Genomic DNA, 22,994 nt, shown 5'->3' with positions numbered 1-22,994 from the left:
CGCTCACAGCTTGCCCCCGCGCCCGCCGTCGCGCCGCGCGGGTGCGATGAGCGTCGAGAGGTACGGCAGCGTCCCCTGCTCCAGCTCGGACGCCGGCCGGATCGACTCCTCCGGCAGCCCGAGCGCCGACCCCCACACCGCGCCCTCCGTACGACCCGTCTCCCGCAGCGCCGTCGCGACCTCGCCCGCCAGCCGCCCGAACTTGTACGCCACGACCGTGCCCGGACCGTCCAGAGCGTCCTTCAGTACGGAGGCGCCCGCCGTCACCGGCACCAGCGTCAACGGCTCGGTGCCCTCGGTCAGTACGGCGCCGCTGCGCGCGGCCAGGTCCTGCATGGCGGTGATCCCCGGCACGGTCTCCACGACCGTCCCCGGCACCAACTCGCCGATCGTCTGCGCGAGATAGGTGAAGGTCGAGTAGACGTTGGGGTCGCCGATCGTCGCGAACGCCACGCTTCCGTAAGGATGCGCGCGCAGCAGCTCGGCGACCCGCCCGCCCGCCGCGTCCCAGGCGGCCTCGCGACGGGCCCGGTCGCCGCGCTCGTTGAGGGCGAAGACGACGCGGACGACCTTCTCTGCGCCGACGTAGTGCAGCACGGTCGACTCGGCCCGGCCGGGCTCCCCGCCGTCCGTGCCGTCGGCCGCCGCCATGACGGGTACGACGACGACGTCGGCCTCCCGCAGACAGCGCACACCCTTCACCGTCACCAGCTCGGGGTCACCGGGTCCCACGCCGACCCCGACGAGTCTGCCGCTCATGCCGTACACCTTTCGACGAATCTCCGTGCCATGCCGGGCGCCGCCGCCCAGTGCGTATGCAGATAGCTCGCGTGCACGCCTCGCTGTACGAAGCCCTCCACCCGGCGCTCGGGCCGCACCAGCCCCCACGCGGGCGCGGCACCGGCCCCCGGTTCGAGCACCGTCCGGTGGAACTCGTGCCCCCGCAGCCGCGTCCCGGCCGCCGCGAGGACGCTGTCCCCGACGGCGACGGCCTCCCGGTACCCGAGCGTCAGCCGCTCCGACATCCGCGCGTCGGCGTCGAGCACACCGCACATCGGCGCCCCGTCGAGCGACCGCGCCAGATAGAGCAGCCCGGCGCACTCGGCGGCCACGGGGGCGCCGGAGTGGGCCAGTTCGGCGACGGCCTTACGGAGGGGCTCGTTGGCACCCAACTCGGGCGCGTACACCTCGGGAAACCCGCCACCGATGACCAACCCCGCTGTTCCGGGCGGCAGTTGCTCGTCCCGGAGCGGATCGAAGACGACGACATCGGCGCCGGCGGCGCGCAGCAGCTCGGAGTGCTCGGTGTAGGAGAAGGTGAAGGCGGCCCCACCGGCAAGGGCGACGACGGGCCTTTCCGGCTCCGCTTCCAGCCCCGCCGACGCGCCACCCCCCACCTCCCGCACCGCGTCCCACACCCCCACCTCCAAAGAAGGCGCGCTCCGCGCCAGCCGGAGCAACCCCTCCACGTCACACCCCGCCCGCACCCGCTCCGCCAACCCCCGCACCACCGCGACCGCGTCCCCCCGCCGCTCCGCCACCGGCACCAACCCCAGATGCCGCGACGGCGTCTCGATCTCCGCGGAACGCCGCAGCACCCCCAGCACCGGCACCCCCGACTCGTCCAGCGCCTCACGCAGCAGCGCCTCGTGCCGGTCGGACGCGACCTTGTTGAGGATCACTCCGCCGATCCGCACCTCCGGGTCCCACGACGCGAAGCCGTGCACCAGGGCGGCCACCGACCGGGACTGCGACGACGCGTCCACGACGAGCACCACCGGCGCCCGCAGCAGCTTCGCCACCTGCGCGGTGGACGCGAGTTCGCCCTGCCCGGCGGCGCCGTCGTACAGCCCCATCACGCCCTCGACCACGGCCAGGTCGCAGCCCGCCGCGCCGTGCGCGAAGAGCGGGCCGATCAGCTCCGTGCCGCACAGGTACGCGTCGAGGTTGCGGCCGGGCCGCCCCGTCGCCAGCGCGTGGTAGCCGGAGTCGATGTAGTCGGGCCCGACCTTGTGCGGGGACACGGCGAGGCCGCGCCCGGTCAGGAGCGCCATCAGCCCGGTGGCGACGGTGGTCTTGCCGCTGCCGGAGGCCGGCGCGGCGATGACGAGGCGGGGCACCGACACCACACCCGTCCGTGAGGCGGCGTTCACCACTCGATGCCCTTCTGCCCCTTCTGCCCCGCGTCCATCGGATGCTTGACCTTCGTCATGTCGGTTACCAGATCGGCGAGTTCGACCAGCGCCGCCGGCGCGTTCCGCCCGGTGATCACGACATGCTGTGTCCCCGGCCGGTCCCGCAGCACCCGTACGACCTCGTCGGTGTCCACCCAGCCCCAGTGCATCGGGTACGCGAACTCGTCCAGCACATACAGCTGGTACGTCTGCGCCGCGAGGTCCCGCTTGACCTGCTCCCAGCCCTCACGCGCCGCGTCCTCATTGGAAAGCTGCTTGTCGCGCTGGACCCAGGACCAGCCCTCGCCCATCTTGTGCCAGTCGACCGAACCGCCCTCGCCGCTCGCCCCCAGCACCTTCAGCGCGTGCTCCTCGCCGACCTTCCACTTCGCCGACTTGACGAACTGGAACACCCCGATCGGCCAGCCCTGCGTCCAGCCGCGCAGCGCGAGCCCGAACGCCGCCGTCGACTTGCCCTTGCCGATGCCCGTGTGGACGACGACAAGGGGGCGGTTACGGCGCTGCCGGGTGGTGAGCCCGTCGTCCGGCACGACGGCCGGCTGTCCCTGTGGCATCAAGCTGCCTTCCTGTTGGCGCCCCGCGTGCCCTGTACGTCCCTGATCAGCCCCGCGATGCTGTCGGCGCGCAGCTCGTCCAACGTGACGGCCGTGCCGCCCAGTTCACCCGCGAGCGCGACCGCGAGACCGAGCCGTACCGGCCCCGACTCGCAGTCCACGACCACCGACGCCGTGCCCTCGGCGGCGTGCAGCCGCGCCGCGCGCGTACCGAGCGCCACCGGATCGGGCCCGCCCGTCGCCCGCCCGTCCGTGACCACGACGAGCAGCGGGCGCCGCGCGGGATCGCGCATCCGCTCCACCCGCAGGATGTCGTGCGCCTTCAACAGCCCGGCGGACAGCGGGGTGCGGCCGCCGGTGGGCAGCGTCTCCAGCCGTACGGCCGCCGCGTCGACCGACGAGGTCGGCGGCAGCGCCACCGTGGCGTCCTTCCCACGGAAGGTGATCAGACCGACCTTGTCGCGCCGCTGATACGCGTCCAGGAGCAGCGACAGCACCGCGCCCTTCACGGCCGACATGCGCTGCCGGGCGGCCATCGACCCGGAGGCGTCCACCACGAACAGCACCAGATTGCCCTCGCGGCCCTCGCGGGTCGCCTGCCGCAGATCGTCCCGCCGCACCACCAGCCCGCGCCCCGAACGCCCGCGCGCCCGCTGGTGCGGGGCGGCGGCCTGGACGGTGGCGGCCAGATGCAGCTTGGTCAGCGTGCCCCGTGGCCGCCGGGCCCCGGTCGTCCGCCCGTGGTCGGTACGGGCCCGCGAACGCCGCCCCGCCGCACCCTCACCGAGACCGGGCACGCTGAGCATCTTCGTACGGAAGGGCTCGGCGGCCCGCACGGCGGACTGCTCACCGCCGCCCGGTGCCTGCGGCCGGCCGGCCTCTTCGCCCTGGTCGGCCTCGGCGGGCTCCGGCCGGGCGGGCGAGTCCTGCGGAGCCTCGGGGGGCGCGTCCTGCGGGGGCTGCCCGCCATCACCGCCCCCGTCCGACCCGCCCGGGTCGGGATCCGGATCGTCGTCCGGTGGCGTGTCGTCCTCCCCGCCGCCGAACTCCTCCAGCGTGTCGTCCAGCTTGTCCTCGTCCAGCCCCGGCGCGTCGAACGGGTTGCGGCGCCTGCGGTGCGGCAGCGCCAGCAGCGCCGCCTGCCGCACGTCCTCGGCCAGGACGACCGTGCGCCCCGCCCACGCGGCCAGCGTCGTCGCCGTCCGCGCCATCACGATGTCGGCGCGCATGCCGTCCACCTCGAACGCGGCGCACGTCGCCGCGATCTGCCGCAGCGCGGCGTCCCCGAGCCGTACCTCCGGCAGCAGCGCCCGCGCGGCCACGATGCGCGCCCGCAGTTCGTTCTCCTCGCCGGCCCAGCGCGCGGCGAACCCGGCGGGGTCGTCGTCGTACGCGAGCCGCCGCCGTACGACCTCCACCCGCAGATCGGGCTCACGCGACGCGGCGACCTCGACGGTCAACCCGAAACGGTCGAGCAACTGGGGCCGCAGCTCGCCCTCCTCGGGGTTCATCGTCCCGACGAGCAGGAACCGCGCCGCGTGCCGTACGGAGACGCCCTCACGCTCTACGTAGGAGGCGCCCATCGCGGCGGCATCCAACAGAAGGTCCACCAAGTGGTCGTGCAGCAGGTTGACTTCATCGACGTACAGCACGCCCCGGTGCGCGTCGGCGAGGAGCCCCGGCTCGAACGCCTTCACGCCCTCGGCCAGCGCCCGCTCGATGTCGAGCGCGCCGACGAGCCGGTCCTCGGAGGCGCCGACGGGCAGTTCGACCATCCGCGCGGGCCGCGCCGCGCCGGAGCCCGTCTCGTGCGGCCCGTCGGGACACGCCGGGTCGGGCGCGGCCGGATCGCACGCGAACCGGCACCCGACGACGACGGACACCTCCGGTATGAGAGCCGAAAGGGCACGCACGGCCGTGCTCTTCGCAGTGCCTTTCTCGCCGCGTACCAGCACACCGCCCACGGCCGGGCTCACCGCGTTCAGCAGCAATGCGAGTCGCAATTCGTCCTGTCCGACGATTGAGGAGAACGGGTAGGGCGTGCTCATGCGCGGATCGCTCCTTCGAGTGGTTCGTGTCGGAATTGCCCGGGTGCCGAGGGTGAGGACGCCATGGTGGAAATCTGTTCCCCGCCGACGCGGGGGTGGTCCGGGCACTGCCAAGTCGACAGCCGTCCGAGCGCTGTAGTCCCCGCCGACGCGGGGGTCCCCAGGGAGCTCACTCGTCTCCCTCCAGATCGCCCTCAAGCTCCAGATACGTCGCCCGCAGCCGCTCCAGCGTCGCCTGGTCCGGCTCCGCCCACAGCCCGCGCTCGGCCGCCTCCAGCAGCCGCTCGGTGATGCCGCGCAGCGCCCACGGGTTGGACTTCCGCATGAACTCCTGGTTCTCCGGCGCGAAGACGTACTCGGCCGACAACTTCTCGTACATCCAGTCGTCCACGACCCCGGCCGTCGCGTCGTACCCGAACAGGTAGTCCACGGTCGCCGCCATCTCGAACGCGCCCTTGTAGCCGTGCCGCCGCATCGCCGCCATCCAGCGCGGATTGACCACCCGCGCCCGGAACACCCGGTGCGTCTCCTCGCCCAGCGTCCGCGTCTTGACCTGGTCCGGCGTCGCGCTGTCACCCACGTACGCCTCGGGCGACTCGCCCGTCAGATGCCGCACCATCGCGACCATCCCGCCGTGGTACTGGAAGTAGTCGTCCGCGTCGACCAGGTCGTGCTCCCGCGTGTCGACGTTCTTCGCCGCCACCTTGATCCGCCGGAACGCCGTCTCCATGTCGCCGCGCGCCGCGCGCCCGTCGAGCCCGCGCCCGTACGCGTAGCCGCCCCAGACCGCGTACACCTCGGCGAGGTCCGCGTCGGACTGCCAGTTCCGCGCGTCGATCAGCGGCAGCAGACCAGCCCCGTAAGCGCCCGGCTTCGACCCGAAGATCCGCGCCGTCGCCCTTCGCCGGTCACCGTGCTCAGCCGTGTCCTGATCCGCGTGCGCCCGTACGTAGTTGGCCTCGGCCGGCTCGTCCAGCTCCGCCACCGCCCGTACGGCGTCGTCTATCAGCCCCACCACATGCGGGAAGGCGTCCCGGAAGAAGCCCGAGATCCGCACCGTCACATCGATCCGGGGCCGCCCCAGCTCGGCCGCGGGCACGATCTCGAAGCCGCTGACCCGCCGCGACGCGTCGTCCCACACCGGCCGGCAGCCCAGCAGCGCCAGGATCTCGGCGATGTCGTCGCCCTGGGTGCGCATCGCGGACGTGCCCCAGACGGTCAGTCCGACCGACGCCGGATAGGCGCCCGTGTCGGCCAGATACCGGGCGACCAGCGAGTCCGCGAGCGCCTGGCCGACCTCCCAGGAGAGCCGCGACGGAATGGCCTTGGGGTCGACGGAGTAGAAGTTGCGGCCGGTCGGCAGGACGTTGACCAGTCCGCGCGTCGGCGACCCGGACGGGCCCGCCGGGACGAAACCGCCGTTCAGCGCGCGCAGGATGTTGTCGATCTCGTCCGTCGTACGGGCCAGCCTCGGCACGACCTCAGTAGAGGCGAAGCCCAGCACGGCCACCGCCGACGGCAGTTCGTGCCCCAGCACCTCACCCACCAGCGGGGCCGCCGCCGACAGCTCCCACCCTCGCTCCTCCATGCCCTCGGCGAGCCGGCGGCACAGCTGCTCCAGCAGGTCGATCGCGTCCGCCGCCGACCGCGCCGGACCCGCCACCAGCTCCGTCAGCTCCACCGGCACCTTCACCGGCGCGCCCGGCTCGCCCAGCAACTCCTTCTCGACCAGCCCGAAGTGCTCGGCGAGCGCCGCCCGCAGGCCCGGCAGCGCGTTCGCCTTGCCGCCCCACACCTGCGAGGCGCGCAGCACGGCGAGCACCAGATTGACCCGGGCCTCGCCCTCGGGGCCGCCGCCGAGGATATGCAGACCGTCCCTGATCTGGACGTCCTTGATCTCGCACAGATAGCCGTCGACATGCATGACGAACGAGTCGAAGTCGTCGTCGCCCGGCTGTTCGTCGACATGCAGGTCGTGGTGCAGCTCGGCTGCCTTGACGAGCGTCCAGATCTGGGCGCGCACGGTCGGCGCCTTCGTCGGGTCGAGATCGCTGACCAGCGCGTACTCGTCGAGGAGTTGCTCCAGCTTGGCCAGGTCCCCGTAGGTGTCGGCGCGCGCCATCGGCGGCACCAGATGGTCCACGACCGTGGCGTGGCCGCGCCGCTTGGCCTGCGTGCCCTCGCCGGGGTCGTTGACGATGAACGGGTAGATCAGCGGCAGTTCGCCGAGCACCGCGTCCGGGCCGCAGTTCGCCGACAGGCCGAGTCCCTTGCCGGGCAGCCACTCCATCGTGCCGTGCTTGCCCATGTGGATGATCGCGTCAGCGCCGAAGCCGTTCCCGTCGACCGCCGTCTCCAGCCACCTGTACGCCGCCATGTAGTGGTGCGACGGCGGCATGTCCGGGTCGTGGTAGATCGCGATCGGGTTCTCGCCGAAGCCGCGCGGCGGCTGGATCATCACCACGACGTTCCCGAACCGCAGCGACGCCAGCACGATGTCGTCGCCGTCCACGTAGAGCGAGCCCGGCGGCTCGCCCCAGTGCTCCAGCATGCCCGCGCGCAGCCCCGGCTCCAGCTTGTCGAACCAGGTGCGGTAGTCGGCCAGCGGCACCCGCGCGGGCGCCACGGCCAGTTGCTCCTCCGTCAGCCACTCCACGTCGTGGCCACCGGCGTTGATGAGCCGGTGGATCAGCTCGTCGCCGTTGTCGGGGTGCGCGTCCGCGCCGTCCCCCACCAGATAACCGGCGTCGCGCAGGGCGTCCAGCACCCGCACCGCCGACGCGGGGGTGTCGAGGCCGACCGCGTTGCCGACGCGTGAGTGCTTCGTCGGGTACGCGGTGAAGACCACGGCCAGCTTCTTCTCCGCGTTCGGCTTGTGCGCCAACCGGGCGTGCCTGACCGCGATCCCGGCGACCCGGCCGGCTCGCTCGGGGTCGGCGACGTACACCGGGACCTCGTCCGGGCCCTGCTCCTTGAAGGAGAACGGGACCGTGATCAGCCGCCCGTCGAACTCCGGGATCGCGACCTGCATCGCCGCGTCCATGGGGGACAGCGCGGCGTCCGACGCGTCCCAGGCGGCCCGCGACGACGTCAGACAGAGTCCTTGCAGGACGGGTACGTCGAGGTCGGCCAGCGCCCCGATGTCCCACGCCTCGTCGTCGCCGCCCGCCGACGCGTCCGAGGCGACGGTGCCGCCGGCCGCGAGCACGGTCGCGATCAGCGCGTCCGCCGAGCCGAGCCGCTCGTACAGGGCGGGATCGGCGCCGCGCAGTGAACCGCAGTACACGGCAAGGGCGTTGGCGCCCCGCTCCTCGATGCGGTCGCAGAGGACGTCCACGAAGGAGGTGTTCCCGGAGAGATGGTGCGCGCGGTAGAAGAGGACCCCCACCGTCGGCCGTCCTTCTACGAAGGCGCGCTCACCGTGCACGCCCCACTCGGGCATCGCGCGCGGCGCCTCGAACCCCTCGCCGGTCAGCAGCACCGTGTCGGAGAGGAACCGCGCCAGCTCCGCCAGATTCTCCGGCCCGCCCTCGACCAGATAGCGCAGCGCCTCGGCCACCACACCGGCGGGCACCGACGAGTCGGCCATCAACTCCGCGTCCGGTACGGACTCGCCGCCCAGCAGCACCGTCGGTATCCCGGAGGCGGCGAGCGCGGCGAGACCGTCCTCCCAGGCGCGCTTGCCGCCGAGGAGACGTACGACGGCGATCCGTGCCCCGGCGATCAGCGCGGGCAGATCGCCGGCGGCGTCGACCCGGCTCGGGTTGCCGATCACGTACGGCGCGCCCGACGCTCGGGCCGCCAGCAGATCGGTGTCGGCGGTGGACAACAACAGGACGGTGCTTGCCGTGGTCATGGCGCTCCAGGTGCGATGAAGGGAAGTCCTGACGGGGCGCCCGACTCGATCAGCCGCAGCAGCGCGTCCGTGTCCGCGTGTTCTTCGATCAGGTCGCCGAGGAGGTCGAGCTGCTCCTCGCGCAGGGTGGCGAACGAGGTGTCCGGGGCGGGTACGAAACGGCGCCCCGCCGCCGTGGCCACCTCGCGCAGGAACGCGCGCCGGAAGCCGTCGCTCTCCAGGGAGCCGTGCCAGTGCGTACCCCACACCGGTCCGACGCGGGTGCCGTCGAGGCGACGGCCACCGCTGTCGACGAGGAACGGATCGCCGCCTCCCACGGAGGCGACGCCGTGGTGGATCTCGTACCCCTCGACACGCTCGCCCAGCGCCTCGCCCACAGGCCGGGCGAGGGTCTTCTCGCGGGCGAACTCGACCCGTACGGGCAGCAGTCCGAGGCCTTCGACCGAGCCCGCGCGGGACTCGACGTCGTCCTCGATGTGCTCGCCGAGGAGCTGGTAGCCGCCGCAGATACCGAGGACGGGGCGGCCCTCGGCGGCGCGCCGCAGCAGCGCCTCGGCGAGACCGCGCTCGCGCAGCCAGGCCAGGGCACGGACCGTGCCGCGCGTACCGGGCACGATCACCAGGTCCGCGTCGGTGATCTCGTCGGCGCGGTCCACGAACCGCACCACGACGCCCGGTTCGGCCGCCAGCGCGTCCACGTCGGTGAAGTTGGACATCAGCGGCACCGCGCAGACGGCGACCCGCAGGACCTCTTCTCCGTACGGAGGCGCCACCACCGACTCCCGTACGGCGCCGCGCAGCGAGACCCGCAGACCGTCCTCCTCGTCGATGCCCAGACCGTGCCGGAACGGCAGCACGCCGTACGTGGCGCGGCCGGTCAGCCCGCGCAGCATCTCCAGACCCGGCTCCAGCAACGTCACGTCGCCGCGGAACTTGTTGACGAGATAGCCCGCGACCAGTGCCTGGTCCTCGGCGCTCAGCAGCGCCGTCGTACCGAAGAAGGACGCGAAGACGCCGCCCCGGTCGATGTCGCCGACCACGACGACCGGCAGCCGGGCCGCGCGCGCGATTCCCATGTTCACGATGTCGGTACGCCGCAGATTGATCTCCGCCGGGCTGCCGGCGCCCTCGCAGATCACCGCGTCGTACGTGCTCCGCAGCTCCCGCAGACAGTCCACGACGGTGCCCAGCAGGGTCTCCTGGCGGCCGGGCCCGTCGCCGTCCCCGTGGTAGCCGCGGGCGCTCAGCTCACCCACCGGCCGCCCCATCAGGACCACTTGACTGCTGCGGTCGCTGCCCGGCTTGAGCAGGACGGGATTCATCAGCGCCGTCGGCTCGACGCGCGCCGCCTGCGCCTGCATCGCCTGCGCCCGGCCGATCTCGGCGCCCTCGCGCGTCACGAACGAGTTCAGCGACATGTTCTGCCCCTTGAAGGGCGCCACCTTCACACCCCGGCGTACGAGCCAGCGGCAGATACCCGCCGTGACGACGCTCTTCCCGGCGTCGGAGGTGGTGCCGGCGACCAGCAGTCCGCCGCCGAGCCGTTGTCCGTCACTCATCGGCTCCTCCTCCCAAGGAGGTGGCCGGCCAGCAGGCGTCCGGCCACACAGACGCCGAGCGCCAGCACGCCGACGCGCCGCGACAGTTCGACCGCCCGTTCGATGTCGGCCACCTCGACGGGCCGGCCGCCGCCGTTCAGCACCGGCCGGTGCTCGACCCGTCCGCCGTACGCGAGGGTGCCGCCGAGCCGTACCCCCAGCGCGCCCGCGAACGCCGCTTCCACGGGGCCCGCGTTGGGGCTCGGATGGCGGCCCGCGTCGCGCCGTACCGCTCGCAGGGCCCGCGCGGGCGCCCCGCCCGCCACGGCGGCCAGCGCCGCCGTCAGCCGGGCTCCCGGCCAGCCGGCCACGTCGTCCAGCCGTGCCGACGCCCAGCCGAAGCGCAGATGGCGCGGCGACCGGTGCCCGACCATCGCGTCCAGCGTGTTGACGGCGCGGAACGCGACCAGCCCCGGCACCCCGCCGAACGCGCCCCAGACCAGGGCTCCCACGACGGCGTCCGAGGTGTTCTCGGCGACGGACTCCACGACGGCGCGCGCGATCTGCTGGCCGTCCAGGCTCTGCGGGTCCCGCCCGCACAGGTGCGGCAGCCGCTCCCGCGCCACCTCGACGTCCCCGGCCGCCAGCGCCCCGCCGACGGCGCGCGCCTCGCGCCCCAGCGACGTACCGCCCACCACGGTCCAGGTGACGGCGGCGGTCAGGGCCACGGAAGCGGCGGTACGGTTCCGCAGCCCGTGCGCAACGAGTGCGGCTGCCCCGGCCGTACCCCCGGCGCACAGGGCCGTGTGCAGCGCGCCCCAGCCCCGGTGGTCATGCCACAGCAGACGCTCCACGGCGCCCGCGGCCCGCCCGAAGGCGGCGACCGGATGGCCGCGCCGGGGATCGCCGAAGAACCGGTCGGCGAGGAGACCGGCGGCGGCGCCGTACGCGAAAACACTTCCCTGGGCCGGTACTTCGCGGCCCGCCGAATACTCGGCACGCATCGCTCAGCCCGCCGATACGCCTCGGGAAGTTCTCCGGGTTCTCGGGGCGGGAGGGATGGGTGGGGTTCTCGTACTCACAGCTCTGGAGGCGACAGCTGAACCGCAGCCGGGCATGGCGACATGTCCTCACTCAGGGTCCGCGCCCCGGTTCGACGTGATGCGGCGACAAGAGTTCCTGGCTTCCGGGGACATGGCTGTCCCCGGTCACAGTGGCGGGACCGCGCCGGATTCGCACCGGCTTCCTCTCGCTGTCGCCGTATTGGCCTCGGCAGTCCACCATGCGTGCGAATCCCCGTCAACCAGGCTTTGACCTGCGGCGGGGCAGTGTGCCGAGGCCCACACGAAGCGGGCGTCCACAGCGATTCGGCGTCCTGCGGATATCGCAGTTGGATCTAGGAAAAGCAACTGATTGCGTCGTTCTTCGCTCGTTCTCTGTCGTATCCCTTGCTGAAACATTGCGATCAACCAAGAATCCGCAGCTATCGAGCGCGACGGCCGGTCGGGCCGCCCAGCTACTGGAGGTTGACCGTGGCCAGATACAGCGACGAAGAACTCGGGATGCGCCGCAAGATCACCCGCCGGGACTTCCTGGACGGAGCGGCGGTCACGGTGGCGGGCGCCGCCGCGGCCACGGCGCTCCCCGGCCTCGGCGGCACGGCCGCCGCCTCCGGCCGCCCCACGCCCGGCGCCCACCCGACATCCGGCGGCACCGGCGGCCATGGCCACCCGCCGGTCTACCCGCCGACCGGCACCGGCATCCGGGGCCAGCACCCCGGCTCGTACGACGTCGGTCACGCCGTCAGGGACGGCGACTTCGACCCGGGCCGGATCCGCGACAGCGGCGAGCGCTACGACCTGGTGGTCGTCGGCGGCGGCATCAGCGGTCTCGCCGCCGCCTACTACTACCGCCAACAGCACGGACGCCGCGCCCGCGTCCTGATCCTGGAGGCGCTGGAGGACTTCGGCGGCCACGCGCACCGCAACGAGTTCCACGTACGCGGACGCACGCTGCTCTCCAACGGAGGCACGGTCAACCTCGACACCCCGAGCACCTGGTCCAAGCAGGCGCACTCACTGATCACCCGCGATCTCGGCATCGATCTCAAGCGTCTCGAAGGAACCATCGACGACTCCGCGTACGACAAGTACGCGCTGTCGTCCGGCACCTTCTTCGACGCCGAGACCTGGGGCAGCGACCGGCTGGTCGTCCGGGGCAAGGGCGAGAGCTGGGAGTCGTTCGCCGCGCGCATGCCGATGTCGGACAAGGGCCGCGCCGATCTGGTCAAACTCCAGACCACCACGGTGGATCACTACCCCGGCCTGTCCGACGCGAAGAAGAAGGAAATCCTCTCCCGCATCTCCTACGAGACGTATCTGCGGGACAAGGTCGGGATCGGCGACGAGGCCCTCGCGCACATCGCCCGCGCCACCAACGGACTTTACGGACTCGACGCGGACGGCGTGCCCGCCGCCGACGCCGCCTCGCTCGGCCAGCCCGGCTTCGCCGGACTCGCGCTGGAGCACACCCCCTGGCCCGGCATCAGCGCGACCGCCCAGATGCATCTCGACGGCAGCGAGACGGACGGCAACTACTACTTCCCCGACGGCAACGCATCCGTCGCCCGGCTGCTCGTCAGCCATCTGGTGCCCGGTGTGTTCGGCGGACCGGAGTCGATGACCGGGATCGTCACCGCGAAGGCCCGCTACGACCGGCTCGACGAGGAGCGCTCGCCCGTCCGTATCCGGCTCGGCTCGACGGCGTACGACGTCCGGCACGTCAGCGAGTCGCACCCGGGCCGGGGCGTCGAGGTCAGCTACTCACGCGGCGGCCAGAGCTACCGGGTGCACGCCGCGAACGCCGTCATGGCCTGCTGGAACTCCGTCGCGAGCTATGTCGTGCGCGGGCTCCCGCCCGAGCAGACCAAGGCGATGCGCTACGGCGTGAAGATCCCGCTCCTCTACGCGCGGGTGGCGCTGCGCGACTGGCGGGCGATGGCCGACGCGGGCGTCTCCCGGGTGTCGACGCCGACCTCGTACTTCAGCAGCTTCGGACTGCCCGAGGCCACCCGCATCGGCCGCTTCGAGATGCCGCACGAGCCTTCGCTGCCGACGGTGCTCAGCCTGTCCAGGACACCGAACAAGCCGCGGGCGGGGCTGTCGGCCAGACAGCAGCACAAGGCCGGGCGGGTGGAGCTGGTGAAGACCGAATTCGCCACGTTCGAGCGGGAGATCAGGGACACGATGGCGCGGGCGCTGGGCGACCACGGGTTCGATCCGGGGCGCGACATCAGCGCGATCACCGTCAACCGGTGGGCGCACGGTTACGCGTACGAGTACAACTCCCTCGACGATCCCTCGCTCTTCGAGCCGGAGGAGACGCGGCCGTACGTGCTCGCGAGGCGGCCGCACGGCCGGATCGCGATCGCCAACTCCGACGCGCAGGCGTTCGCCTACACGCACGCGGCGATCGACGAGGCGTACCGGGCGGTGCGTGAACTGAGCTGACCCGCGAACGCGGTGGGGGTGGCCCGTACGTACGGGCCACCCCCACCACCACGTCCGATCACACAGCGCAGCGCAGCGCCGCGCCGGGCTCAGGCGACGATCATGTAGATCCCGTACGACACGGCCGCCAGGCACAGGGCGAAGCAGACGTACGCGCCGGTGCGGGCCAGCGCGACGGAGCCGGTGGTGGCCGTGGCGGTGGTGCCCGTGGCGCCGGCGGTGGCCGTCGTCCCCTGCGCGGGTGCCGCGCTCTTGGAGAGCCCGATGATCCCCAGGGTGAACAGACCCACCAGACCGACGGTGGCCACGAGACTGACGCCGAAGACGGAGCCGAGCGCCGCCCAGTCGATGTTCATGCTGAAAGTGTCCTTCGCTTCGTCAGGCCGCTGACGCCGACCACTGAGGTCAGACGGTCGCGGGCCGGGCCGGTTCGGCGGTGGGTTCCGCGGTCCCCGGACCCGGGGCCGGGATGGTGGCGGCGATCTCCGACGCCGGACCGCCCACGGGGGGCGGGGTGACGGCGGCGACGGCGGCGGTCACGACGCCCGGGGGCTCGGTCGCCTCGGCCGCGTCGCCGGGCTCGTCGGTCCCGTTGACGTTGGTGTGGTCGACCGGCTGGCGGCGCGACGCGAACCAGATGACCGTCGAGAGCGCGACGAGCAGCGCGGCCGTGGCCCCGATGCCCCACGGGCCCTGCCCGGTCAGGAACTCGGCGCCCGCCGCGACCAGGGCGGCGGCCGGCAGGGTCAGCCCCCAGGCGATGAACATCCGGGTGGCGGTCGACCAGCGGACGACTCCGCCCTTGCGGCCGAGACCGGCGCCCATCACGGCACCGGAGCAGGACTGCGTGGTGGAGAGCGAGAAGCCGAGGTGCGACGAGGCGAGGATGACGGTCGCCGCGCTGGTCTGGGCGGCGAAGCCCTGCTGCGGACGGAGGTCGGTGAGGCCCTTGCCCATGGTGCGGATGATGCGCCAGCCGCCGAGGTAGGTGCCCAGCGCGATGGCGACACCGGCGGAGACGATGACCCACATCGGGGGGTTGGAGCCGGGGGCGATGACGCCGCCGGTGACCAGCGCGAGGGTGATGACGCCCATGGTCTTCTGCGCGTCGTTGGTGCCGTGGGCGAGTGACACGAGGCCGGCCGAGGCGATCTGGCCGGCGCGGAAGCCCTTCGCGGTCGACTTCTCGTCCGTGTTCCGGCTGATGCGGTACGTCAGCCGGGTGGCGAGCATCGCGGCCAGACCGGCGACCAGCGGCGCGGCGAGCGCCGGGAGCAGGACCTTGGTGACGACGACCCCGCCGTTGACACCCGAGGTGCCGACGGACATCAGCGTGGCGCCGATGAGACCGCCGAAGAGAGCGTGGGAGGAACTCGACGGAAGGCCGAGCAGCCAGGTGAACAGGTTCCAGAGGATGGCGCCGACGAGCGCCGCGAAGATCACTTCGGTTCTGATGCCCTGTTCGTTGATGAGCCCGCCGGAGATCGTCTTGGCGACCTCGACCGACAGGAACGCGCCGACCAGATTGAGTACGGCGGACATCGCCACCGCGGTCTTGGGTTTCAGGGCGCCGGTCGAGATGGTCGTCGCCATCGCGTTGGCGGTGTCGTGGAAACCGTTCGTGAAATCGAACACAAGAGCCGTCACGATCACGATCGCGAGCAGCAGCGTGAGGTGTTCCATTTACCCAGGCAATCGTTTGACGTCATCGGCCGTTCAGGAACGTAGGGATGTTGAGTGAACGGAAGATGAACTGAGGCAGGCGTTGCGGTGACTCCCAACGGGGGGTGTTGGCTCCGCTTGCGAACTGGTGTGTGGGCACGGGAGTTCGAGGGCGTCGCCGGCGTCCGCTTGGCCCTTGCGGCGCCCGGCCCGAGCCCCGTTTTCGGCGCCTTCCGGGCGGCTGTGGAAGCCCGGCCGACCCGGGCCCGGCGGCAGGGAGAGATATCGCTCAAACGTGGGCCCCGCGAACCCTGGTGAACCACCTGGGAGGATCCCCGTATGACGGAAACCGGACACACCCACGGGCAGGCGATCGAACAGGCGTGGCGGGACCTCGTCGCCACCGCCCGCCGGAGCGCGGCCGACGGACTGGTCGTCGGCACCTCGGGCAATGTGTCCGTACGCGTCGGGGAACTGGTCCTCGTCACGCCGAGCGGGGTGCCGTACGACCGGCTGACGCCCGGGGACACCGTCGCCGTGGACCTCGACGGCCATCAGGTCATCGGCCGCCTCAAGCCCACCAGCGAGCTGCCGATGCATCTGGAGGTCTACCGGCACACCGGCGCAGGCGCCGTGGTGCACACCCACGCCGTGCACGCCACCGCCGTCTCCACCCTCGTCCCCGAACTCCCGCTGATCCACTACATGGCGGCGGACTTCGGCGGCCCGGTCCGGGTCGCCCCGTACGCGATGTACGGCACCGACGCCCTGGCCGGGAACATGGTGCGCGCGCTGCGCGACCGCACGGGCTGTCTCCTCCAGAACCACGGCACCGTCACCTACGCCGACACCCTGGACAAGGCGTACGACCGCACGGCCCAGCTGGAGTGGATGAGCCGCCTGTGGCTCACCGCCTCCGCCGTCCCCGGCCACACACCGACCCTGCTCTCCCGGCAGCAGGTACGGGACGTCGAGGAGCAGCTCAAGGGCTACGGCCAGCGGAGCTGACCCCACCCGCCGACAGGGCCTCTCACGCCTCCCGCGTCACCCCGGACGCCTGTTCCACTGGCCGTACCGGCCGTCCGTACCGACACTGGGGAAATGCGCCCGGCCAGAGCGACGGCAGCAGCCGTCACCACAGTGATCGGTGTCGGCACGGCCGCTGTGGCGGCCGGCCGGTACGCCAGCGACGCGGCGCTCAAGGCGCCCCCCGGGCGACCACTGCCGGGCGACCCACGGCTGACCGTGCACGCCACGGCCGCCGGCCGCATCACCCTCACACGCTGTCTCGCCTCCCTGCGCCCCGGCACCTACGGGCTGGAGTCCGCGGACGTCCAGGCGGTCGTCGGCCCGGTCATCGACGACGTACCGCACCCCGCCGACACGGTCGTCCGCCGGCTGGAGCGCGTGGACGTGGGCACCCTCGGCGCCGGCAGCCGCGTCCGGCTCACCCCCCGGCTCCACCGCGGCGACCCCGCCACGGCGCTCGGCATCGTGTACGACCGGGTGGAGATCCCCGGCGAACTCGGCGCGCTGCCCGGCTGGTTCGTGCCCGGCAGCCGCGACACCTGGGTGATCACCGCGCACGGCCTCGGCAGCACCCTGGAGCACCCCATGAACGTCATGGAGTTCCTGGTGGACCAGCAGCTCCCGGTCCTGAACCTGGCCTACCGGGGCGACCACGGCGCCCCGCGCTCCCCGGACGGCCTCGGCCACCTCGGCGACTCCGAATGGCGCGACCTCGACGCCGCGATCCGCTTCGCCGTCCGGGGCGGAGCCGAACACGTCGTCCTGTACGGCTGGTCCGTCGGAGCCACCATGGCCCTGCACGCCGCCGGGAAGTCCGGACAGCGCGACCGGATCAGCGGACTCGTCCTGGACAGCCCGGTGCTCGACTGGGAGACCACCCTGCGCGCCCTCGCCACCGCCCGCCGCACCCCGGGCCCGCTGCTGCCGCTCGCCGTCCGCGCGGCGCAGGGCCGGACGGGACTGCGCGGCGGCCGGCTGCCCGTGGTCGCCGATCCGGGCACCCTCCAGGTCCCGACGCTGATCTTCCACGGTCCCGACGACGTCCTGGCCCCCTGGTACCCCTCCCGCGAACTCGCCGCGCGCCGCCCCGAGCTGGTCGAGCTGCACACCGTCTCGGACGCCCCGCACGGCGCCATGTGGAACGCCGACCCCACCGGTTACGAAGAGGCGCTCCGCCGCTTCCTCACCCCCCTCATGTAACCCCGCGTCCCGCTTCCCCACCCCGGCGCGCGACGTCCCCGCGGCACCGCCGCCGACGCCCCACGGCCGCCCCCGGCCACCCTCCGGTCCGGTGTCTTCCCGGCGGTGTGACCGGCCGGTGGAGGCCCGGCCCGGAGGTTCCGTTTGGGCTTTCGGGCAATCAGCGGGAAGACTGCTCCTGTGACGTCCCGAAAGCCTGATGAGCAATTGGCGCGCAACTCCAGACTCCGACTCGTCCGCCCGCGAGCTTTGACCACGGCCCGACGGGCCGTGACCACCGGACGAACGCGTCCGGCGCCCCGTCCGCCGGAGGGCACACCACCCCCCGCCGAGCTGGCCCGTCAGGCGCGGGCCGTACTCGCCGACGCCGTACGGATCGCCCGCTGGGCCGCGGCCGACCGGGACCCCGGCGCGGGCCCGCTCGCCCCGAAGGCCCGGGAACGGGCCGCCGCCGCCCTGGAGTTGACCCCGGACCAGGTGAGCGCGGGCTGGGACCGCGCCAGGCTCGCCGGGCTCGTCGAACTGCACGGCGGCACCGCACGCCCCGGCTGGCGCCTGCGCGCCTGGGACCGTGACGACTCCGCCGTCCTGCGCGGCTGGGTCGCCCTCTTCGACGCCTGGTCGCTCGTCCACGCCGCCCCCGCCGACGTCGCCCCGGCGACGGTCGCCGAGGTCGTCGAGGCCGTTCCCCAGGTGCTCTCCCTCCTTCAGCTCTCGGCCGGCCCCGTGCTCGTACCGGCCCTGCTCGACCTGCTCCAGCAGCGCGTCGCGGAACTGCGCGACGAGCGGTGCGAGGTCCCGTACGACCCCACGACCACGTCCGGCCCCACCGCCGCCCCGACCGCGTCGGCGCCGGAGCCCGAGCCCGCCCAGGCCGTGGACACGGTCCCGCTGCCGCCGCTTCTCGACTGGGCCCTGGAGGGGCTGGCCGCCGTCGGCGCCCTCACCCTCGGCAAGGGCCAGGCGACACTCACCCCGCTCGGCAACTGGGCGGTCTGGGTCAAGCTGGAGCAGATCTGTGTCGCCGCGCAGAGCCCGGCGGGCAACATCGAGCAGTCCGCCGACAACATGCTGCGCGGCTGCGCCCGGCTCACCCCCGGACCGGCCCGCGCCGAATACCGCGCCTGGCTCGCCGCCCGCACCGTCGGCAGCGCGGTCACCGAACTCCTCGCCGTGGCACGGGGGGAGGACGCGCTCCTGCGCGGACTCGCCTTCGAGGCGCTGCGCGTCGTCGGCGCCCCCGCCGAGCCCGAGGTGCGCGCGGCCTCGGCCGAACCCTCCGTACGCCCCTACGCCCTGCTCTGGCTCGCCGAGTACGACGGCACGGACCCCGAGGACGCGCCCGACGTCCTCACCCGCGAGGAGTCGACCTGGCTCTGGGTCGACACCGCCGCGGCCGTCGCCGACCACGGCGAGACCGCGCTGCTGGTCCGCCATCTCGACTCGGCCGTCCAGGGCACCGTCCCCGCCCTGCTCGACGAGATCAGGGCCGTCGGCCACCCCCGCACCGTGCAGGTGCTGGTCGCGCTGGCGGCCGCGCACCCGGACCCCGCCCTCGCGAAGGCCGTACGCCGGGCGGCGTTCCAGGTACACACCGGAGGAGCCTGACCGGCCGGCGTCGGACGTCTCGGCGGCGAACGCCCGGCGCCCGGCCGATCCGTCGCGCGTTCAGTCGGCGGTGCCCGGCGCGTGCGTTCCGAAGCTCCACACGTTCCCCTCCGCGTCGCGCGCCATGTAGTCCCGCGCGCCGTAGTCCTGGTCCGTGGGCGGCATCAGGATCTCCACCCCCCGCTCGACGGCGCGCGCGTGGTGCGTGTCCACGTCCTCGACCCTGACGTAGACCCCGGTGGGGCCGCCGCCCGCCATCGCCTTGCCGAAGACGCCCTCATTTGTCCGGGAGCTCAGCATCACCACGCCGTCCCCATGGGCGAGTTCGGCATGGAGCACGCTGCCGTCCTCACCCTCGTACACCATTACCTCCGTGAACCCGAAGGCGTCCTTCAATGTCCCGATGGCCGCCTTCGCGTCCTCGTAGACGAGCGTCGGACAGATACTTCTCGCACCGACCATGCTGATCACCTTCTCCAAGCTCGGCTGTGACCTGCGTCTCAGTTCTTCCAGTCTGGCACCGGCCACCGACAACGCGGCGCGGCAGACCGCCCCGGACAGACCCCGCCAGGCGTAAACCAGTTGTGCGGCCCCGGTAGACTGGGCCGTATGGCATTTCTCCTTGTGCATTAGCCGGCGTCGAAGAATCCCCTCCGCCCGCCCTTCCGCCGTCCATACCGCCTTGGAGTTTTTCCGTGATCACCGCCACCGGTGTCGAGTTGCGCGCCGGCGCTCGTGTCCTCATCGAGTCAGCCTCCTTCCGTATCGCCAAGGGCGACCGCATCGGCCTCGTCGGCCGCAACGGAGCAGGCAAGACCACCCTCACCAAGTGCCTCGCGGGTGAAGGCATCCCCGCCGCCGGCACCATCACCCGCTCCGGCGACGTCGGCTATCTGCCGCAGGACCCGCGCACCGGCGACCTCGACACCCTCGCCCGTGACCGCATCCTGTCCGCCCGTGACCTCGACTCCGTGCTGAAGAAGATGCGCGAGAACGAGGACCGGATGGCGAACGGCCAGGGCGCCACCCGCGAGAAGGCGATGAAGAAGTACGAGCGCCTGGAGACGGAGTTCCTCACCAAGGGCGGTTACGCCGCCGAGTCCGAGGCCGCCACCATCGCCGCCGCGCTCGGTCTGCCCGACCGGGTCCTCGGCCAGCCCCTCCATACGCTCTCCGGCGGTCAGCGCCGCCGCGTCGAACTCGCCCGGATCCTCTTCTCGGACGCCGACACCCTGCTCCTGGACGAGCCGACGAACCACCTCGACGCCGACTCCATCGTCTGGCTGCGGGACTACCTCAAGTCCTACCGCGGCGGCTTCATCGTCATCTCCCACGACGTCGACCTCGTCGAGACCGTCGTCAACAAGGTCTTCTACCTGGACGCCAATCGGTCCCGGATCGACGTCTACAACATGGGCTGGAAGCTCTACCAGCAGCAGCGCGAGTCCGACGAGAAGCGCCGCAAGCGCGAGCGCGCCAACGCGGAGAAGAAGGCCGCGACCCTCAACTCGCAGGCCGACAAGATGCGCGCCAAGGCCACCAAGACCGTCGCCGCGCAGAACATGGCACGCCGCGCCGAGCGCCTGCTGTCCGGCCTGGAGGCGGTACGCCAGTCCGACAAGGTCGCCAAGCTGCGCTTCCCCGAACCGGCACCGTGCGGCAAGACGCCGCTGACCGCCGAGGGCCTGTCGAAGTCGTACGGCTCCCTGGAGATCTTCACCGACGTCGACCTCGCCATCGACAAGGGCTCGCGCGTCGTCATCCTCGGCCTCAACGGCGCGGGCAAGACCACCCTGCTCCGGCTGCTCGCCGGGGTGGAGAAGCCCGACACCGGCGACGTGACACCGGGCCACGGCCTCAAGCTCGGCTACTACGCGCAGGAGCACGAGACGCTCGACCCCGAGCGCTCCGTCCTGGAGAACATGCGGTCGTCCGCCCCTGACCTCGACCTGGTCGAGGTCCGCAAGACCCTCGGCTCCTTCCTCTTCTCCGGGGACGACGTCGACAAGCCGGCCGGTGTGCTGTCCGGCGGCGAGAAGACCCGCCTCGCGCTGGCGACCCTGGTGGTCTCGTCGGCCAACGTGCTGCTCCTGGACGAGCCCACGAACAACCTCGACCCGGCCAGCCGCGAGGAGATCCTCGGCGCGCTGCGCACGTACAAGGGCGCGGTCATCCTCGTCACCCACGACGAGGGCGCCGTCCACGCGCTCGAACCGGAACGGATCATCCTGCTGCCCGACGGTGTCGAGGACCTGTGGGGCGCGGACTACGCGGATCTGGTGGCGCTGGCCTGACGGCACCGGCGTGATCCACTCCGTATGGATCATTCGGCTCAGCGGTGATCCATCATCTGAGTGAGTGTGTCTCGTACTTTGGCGTGGCGCGCCGACGATCAAGCAGTTCCGGGACCAGTTCGATCAGCTTTCCCGAACACCGCTCCTGACCTGCCGTTTCTTCTGCCGGCCCGGGGATCGGTGGGCATACGCCGGTCTGGAATCAGTGATTCCGTTCGTGTTCGAATCCTGGGCTCCGCCGAAGCTTGTGGAGCGAACCTTGCTGAATGGGTGGCCAGGAGCGCCCCGAGGGGTGATCATGAGAAGTCCAGAGCGCACTTCCATGAGGAGGCACGGGTGGCCGAGACTCTGAAGAAGGGCAGCCGGGTAACCGGCCCCGCGCGCGACAAGCTCGCGGCAGACCTGAAGAAGAAGTACGACTCCGGTGCGAGTATTCGTGCGCTGGCCGAGGAAACAGGCCGGTCCTACGGATTCGTCCACCGGATGCTCAGCGAGTCCGGAGTCACGCTGCGGGGACGCGGCGGAGCGACACGCGGCAAGAAGGCCTCGGCCTGACGACCGCGTACCGCTTCTCCGGCCACCGGTTCCACCGGTGACCACCCGGCCGGTCGTCGCGGTCGACCGGGTGGTTACTGTGCAGTCACTTAGCTTGCTGTGCTGACTGCACCGAACCGGAGGCACCCCATGACTTCGCTCGATCCCGTACTCGACAAGGACGGCGTACGGCTCACCGTCGAGGACGCGGTTGCCACGGTGACTTTGACCAACCCGGCCAAGCGCAACGCTCAGTCTCCCGCTCTGTGGCGGGCGTTGACGGAAGCCGGGCAGTCACTGCCGGGCAACGTGCGGGTCGTCGTGCTGCGCGGCGAAGGCAAGTCCTTCTCCGCCGGCCTCGACCGGCAGGCGTTCAGCCCCGAGGGCTTCGACGGTGAACCCTCCTTCCCGGAGCTGGCACGCCGCGACGACACGGACCTCGACGCGGCCATCGCCGCGTACCAGTCCGCCTTCACCTGGTGGCGCCGGAGCGACATCGTGTCGATCGCCGCCGTCCAGGGACACGCCATCGGCGCCGGATTCCAGCTCGCGCTGGCCTGCGACCTGCGCGTGGTCGCGTCGGACGTGCAGTTCGCCATGCGCGAGACCAGCCTGGGGCTGGTTCCCGACCTCGGCGGTACGCACCCCCTCGTCGGCGCCGTCGGCTACGCCCGCGCGCTGGAGATCTGCGCGACGGGCCGCTTCGTCCAGGCCGACGAGGCCGAACGCACCGGCCTGGCCAATCTCGTGGTGCCGCCGGCCGAACTCGACGCGGCGGTACAGGACTTGACCGCGGCCCTGCTCGCGGCGCCGCGCGACGCGACGGTCGAGACGAAGGCGCTGCTGCTGGGCGCCGCGTCGCGTACGTACGACGAACAACGCGCCGCCGAACGCGCCGCGCAGGCACGCCGCCTGCGGGACCTGGCGGGCCTCGGCGACTAGACCGTTTGGCCGTGTCTGACGAATC

17 protein-coding genes and 1 riboswitch are annotated in these 22,994 nt (G+C 72.2%); of the genes, 7 read left to right on the top strand and 10 right to left on the bottom strand.

The genetic code is table 11. The annotated features are described in order from the left end of the window. Positions 1-3: 3 nt before the first annotated feature. The 7 genes from cobI to ACFT9I_RS10360 all read right to left on the bottom strand — a co-directional run bounded on the left by cobI (position 4) and on the right by ACFT9I_RS10360 (position 11,195). On the bottom strand, positions 4-759 hold the full coding sequence (gene cobI, locus ACFT9I_RS10390; protein WP_382562726.1) for a precorrin-2 C(20)-methyltransferase: 756 nt from the start codon (positions 757-759) through the stop codon (positions 4-6). Then, positions 756-2,129, bottom strand: coding sequence for a cobyrinate a,c-diamide synthase (locus ACFT9I_RS10385; RefSeq protein ID WP_382562907.1), 1,374 nt, complete (start codon positions 2,127-2,129; stop codon positions 756-758). Before ACFT9I_RS10385 ends, cobI begins: the two co-directional genes overlap by 4 nt. A 20-nt stretch (positions 2,130-2,149) precedes the next feature. After that, complete coding sequence (gene cobO, locus ACFT9I_RS10380; RefSeq protein ID WP_382562724.1) at positions 2,150-2,749, bottom strand: cob(I)yrinic acid a,c-diamide adenosyltransferase; 600 nt, start codon at positions 2,747-2,749, stop codon at positions 2,150-2,152. After that, a complete protein-coding gene (locus ACFT9I_RS10375; protein WP_382562722.1) occupies positions 2,749-4,797 on the bottom strand; it encodes a putative cobaltochelatase in 2,049 nt (682 codons plus the stop codon). The genes cobO and ACFT9I_RS10375 overlap by 1 nt, the downstream gene beginning before the upstream one ends. Before the next feature lie 169 nt (positions 4,798-4,966). Next, a complete protein-coding gene (cobN, locus tag ACFT9I_RS10370) occupies positions 4,967-8,653 on the bottom strand; it encodes a cobaltochelatase subunit CobN (protein ID WP_382562720.1) in 3,687 nt (1,228 codons plus the stop codon). Continuing rightward, positions 8,650-10,212: a cobyric acid synthase gene (locus ACFT9I_RS10365; protein WP_382562718.1), complete on the bottom strand. Its 1,563-nt coding sequence runs from the start codon at positions 10,210-10,212 to the stop codon at positions 8,650-8,652. The genes cobN and ACFT9I_RS10365 overlap by 4 nt, the downstream gene beginning before the upstream one ends. Beyond that, a complete protein-coding gene (locus ACFT9I_RS10360; protein ID WP_382562716.1) occupies positions 10,209-11,195 on the bottom strand; it encodes a cobalamin biosynthesis protein in 987 nt (328 codons plus the stop codon). Before ACFT9I_RS10360 ends, ACFT9I_RS10365 begins: the two co-directional genes overlap by 4 nt. A 169-nt stretch (positions 11,196-11,364) precedes the next feature. Further along, positions 11,365-11,441, bottom strand: a riboswitch (cobalamin riboswitch). A 282-nt stretch (positions 11,442-11,723) separates the two neighbouring features. On the opposite strand from ACFT9I_RS10360, the gene ACFT9I_RS10355 reads away from it, so the two are divergent. Beyond that, positions 11,724-13,700 carry an FAD-dependent oxidoreductase gene (locus tag ACFT9I_RS10355; protein WP_382562714.1) on the top strand — a complete coding sequence of 659 codons (1,977 nt, stop codon included), beginning with the start codon at positions 11,724-11,726 and terminating at the stop codon, positions 13,698-13,700. Between the two features lie 89 nt (positions 13,701-13,789). Here the strand turns inward: ACFT9I_RS10355 and ACFT9I_RS10350 are convergent, their stop codons facing one another. Further along, positions 13,790-14,056: a hypothetical protein gene (locus ACFT9I_RS10350; RefSeq protein WP_382562712.1), complete on the bottom strand. Its 267-nt coding sequence runs from the start codon at positions 14,054-14,056 to the stop codon at positions 13,790-13,792. A 49-nt stretch (positions 14,057-14,105) separates the two neighbouring features. Then, entirely contained in the window at positions 14,106-15,383 is a 1,278-nt protein-coding gene (locus ACFT9I_RS10345; RefSeq protein WP_382562710.1) for an anion permease, read from the bottom strand. 318 nt (positions 15,384-15,701) lie between these two features. On the opposite strand from ACFT9I_RS10345, the gene ACFT9I_RS10340 reads away from it, so the two are divergent. The 3 genes from ACFT9I_RS10340 (at position 15,702) to ACFT9I_RS10330 (ending at position 19,199) form a co-directional block, all read left to right on the top strand. Then, positions 15,702-16,370 carry a class II aldolase/adducin family protein gene (locus ACFT9I_RS10340; protein ID WP_382562708.1) on the top strand — a complete coding sequence of 223 codons (669 nt, stop codon included), beginning with the start codon at positions 15,702-15,704 and terminating at the stop codon, positions 16,368-16,370. A 93-nt stretch (positions 16,371-16,463) separates the two neighbouring features. Then, on the top strand, positions 16,464-17,591 hold the full coding sequence (locus ACFT9I_RS10335) for an alpha/beta hydrolase (RefSeq protein WP_382562707.1): 1,128 nt from the start codon (positions 16,464-16,466) through the stop codon (positions 17,589-17,591). Positions 17,592-17,771: 180 nt separating this feature from the next. Next, the gene (locus ACFT9I_RS10330) at positions 17,772-19,199 is read left to right on the top strand and encodes a hypothetical protein (protein ID WP_382562706.1); all 1,428 of its coding nucleotides are present in this window, start codon (positions 17,772-17,774) and stop codon (positions 19,197-19,199) included. A gap of 60 nt (positions 19,200-19,259) precedes the next feature. On the opposite strand, the gene ACFT9I_RS10325 is transcribed toward ACFT9I_RS10330, so the two are convergent. Beyond that, positions 19,260-19,661, bottom strand: coding sequence for a VOC family protein (locus tag ACFT9I_RS10325; protein WP_382562704.1), 402 nt, complete (start codon positions 19,659-19,661; stop codon positions 19,260-19,262). A 233-nt stretch (positions 19,662-19,894) separates the two neighbouring features. On the opposite strand from ACFT9I_RS10325, the gene ACFT9I_RS10320 reads away from it, so the two are divergent. The 3 genes from ACFT9I_RS10320 (at position 19,895) to ACFT9I_RS10310 (ending at position 22,969) form a co-directional block, all read left to right on the top strand. Next, positions 19,895-21,493 carry an ABC-F family ATP-binding cassette domain-containing protein gene (locus ACFT9I_RS10320; protein ID WP_382562702.1) on the top strand — a complete coding sequence of 533 codons (1,599 nt, stop codon included), beginning with the start codon at positions 19,895-19,897 and terminating at the stop codon, positions 21,491-21,493. Between the two features lie 336 nt (positions 21,494-21,829). Further along, entirely contained in the window at positions 21,830-22,048 is a 219-nt protein-coding gene (locus tag ACFT9I_RS10315) for a helix-turn-helix domain-containing protein (RefSeq protein ID WP_023542602.1), read from the top strand. Positions 22,049-22,177: 129 nt separating this feature from the next. After that, the gene (locus ACFT9I_RS10310) at positions 22,178-22,969 is read left to right on the top strand and encodes an enoyl-CoA hydratase/isomerase family protein (RefSeq protein WP_382562700.1); all 792 of its coding nucleotides are present in this window, start codon (positions 22,178-22,180) and stop codon (positions 22,967-22,969) included. The last annotated feature ends 25 nt before the right edge of the window (positions 22,970-22,994 follow it).

The sequence above is a fragment of the Streptomyces sp. NPDC057137 genome (assembly GCF_042670825.1).
Taxonomy (GTDB): Bacteria; Actinomycetota; Actinomycetes; order Streptomycetales; family Streptomycetaceae; genus Streptomyces.
Note: the sequence above shows the minus strand (reverse complement) of the source record. Positions and strands in the feature narration are given on the sequence as shown.

Bases quoted from the DNA above. Each gene is read 5' to 3' on its own strand.
- cobI (WP_382562726.1), bottom strand. From the start codon at position 759: ATGAGCGGCAGACTCGTCGGGGTCGGCGTGGGACCCGGTGACCCCGAG.
- cobO (WP_382562724.1), bottom strand. From the start codon at position 2,749: ATGCCACAGGGACAGCCGGCCGTCGTGCCGGACGACGGGCTCACCACC.
- ACFT9I_RS10375 (WP_382562722.1), bottom strand. From the start codon at position 4,797: ATGAGCACGCCCTACCCGTTCTCCTCAATCGTCGGACAGGACGAATTG.
- cobN (WP_382562720.1), bottom strand. From the start codon at position 8,653: ATGACCACGGCAAGCACCGTCCTGTTGTTGTCCACCGCCGACACCGAT.
- ACFT9I_RS10365 (WP_382562718.1), bottom strand. From the start codon at position 10,212: ATGAGTGACGGACAACGGCTCGGCGGCGGACTGCTGGTCGCCGGCACC.
- ACFT9I_RS10360 (WP_382562716.1), bottom strand. From the start codon at position 11,195: ATGCGTGCCGAGTATTCGGCGGGCCGCGAAGTACCGGCCCAGGGAAGT.
- ACFT9I_RS10350 (WP_382562712.1), bottom strand. From the start codon at position 14,056: ATGAACATCGACTGGGCGGCGCTCGGCTCCGTCTTCGGCGTCAGTCTC.
- ACFT9I_RS10345 (WP_382562710.1), bottom strand. From the start codon at position 15,383: ATGGAACACCTCACGCTGCTGCTCGCGATCGTGATCGTGACGGCTCTT.
- ACFT9I_RS10340 (WP_382562708.1), top strand. From the start codon at position 15,702: ATGACGGAAACCGGACACACCCACGGGCAGGCGATCGAACAGGCGTGG.
- ACFT9I_RS10335 (WP_382562707.1), top strand. From the start codon at position 16,464: ATGCGCCCGGCCAGAGCGACGGCAGCAGCCGTCACCACAGTGATCGGT.
- ACFT9I_RS10325 (WP_382562704.1), bottom strand. From the start codon at position 19,661: ATGGTCGGTGCGAGAAGTATCTGTCCGACGCTCGTCTACGAGGACGCG.
- ACFT9I_RS10310 (WP_382562700.1), top strand. From the start codon at position 22,178: ATGACTTCGCTCGATCCCGTACTCGACAAGGACGGCGTACGGCTCACC.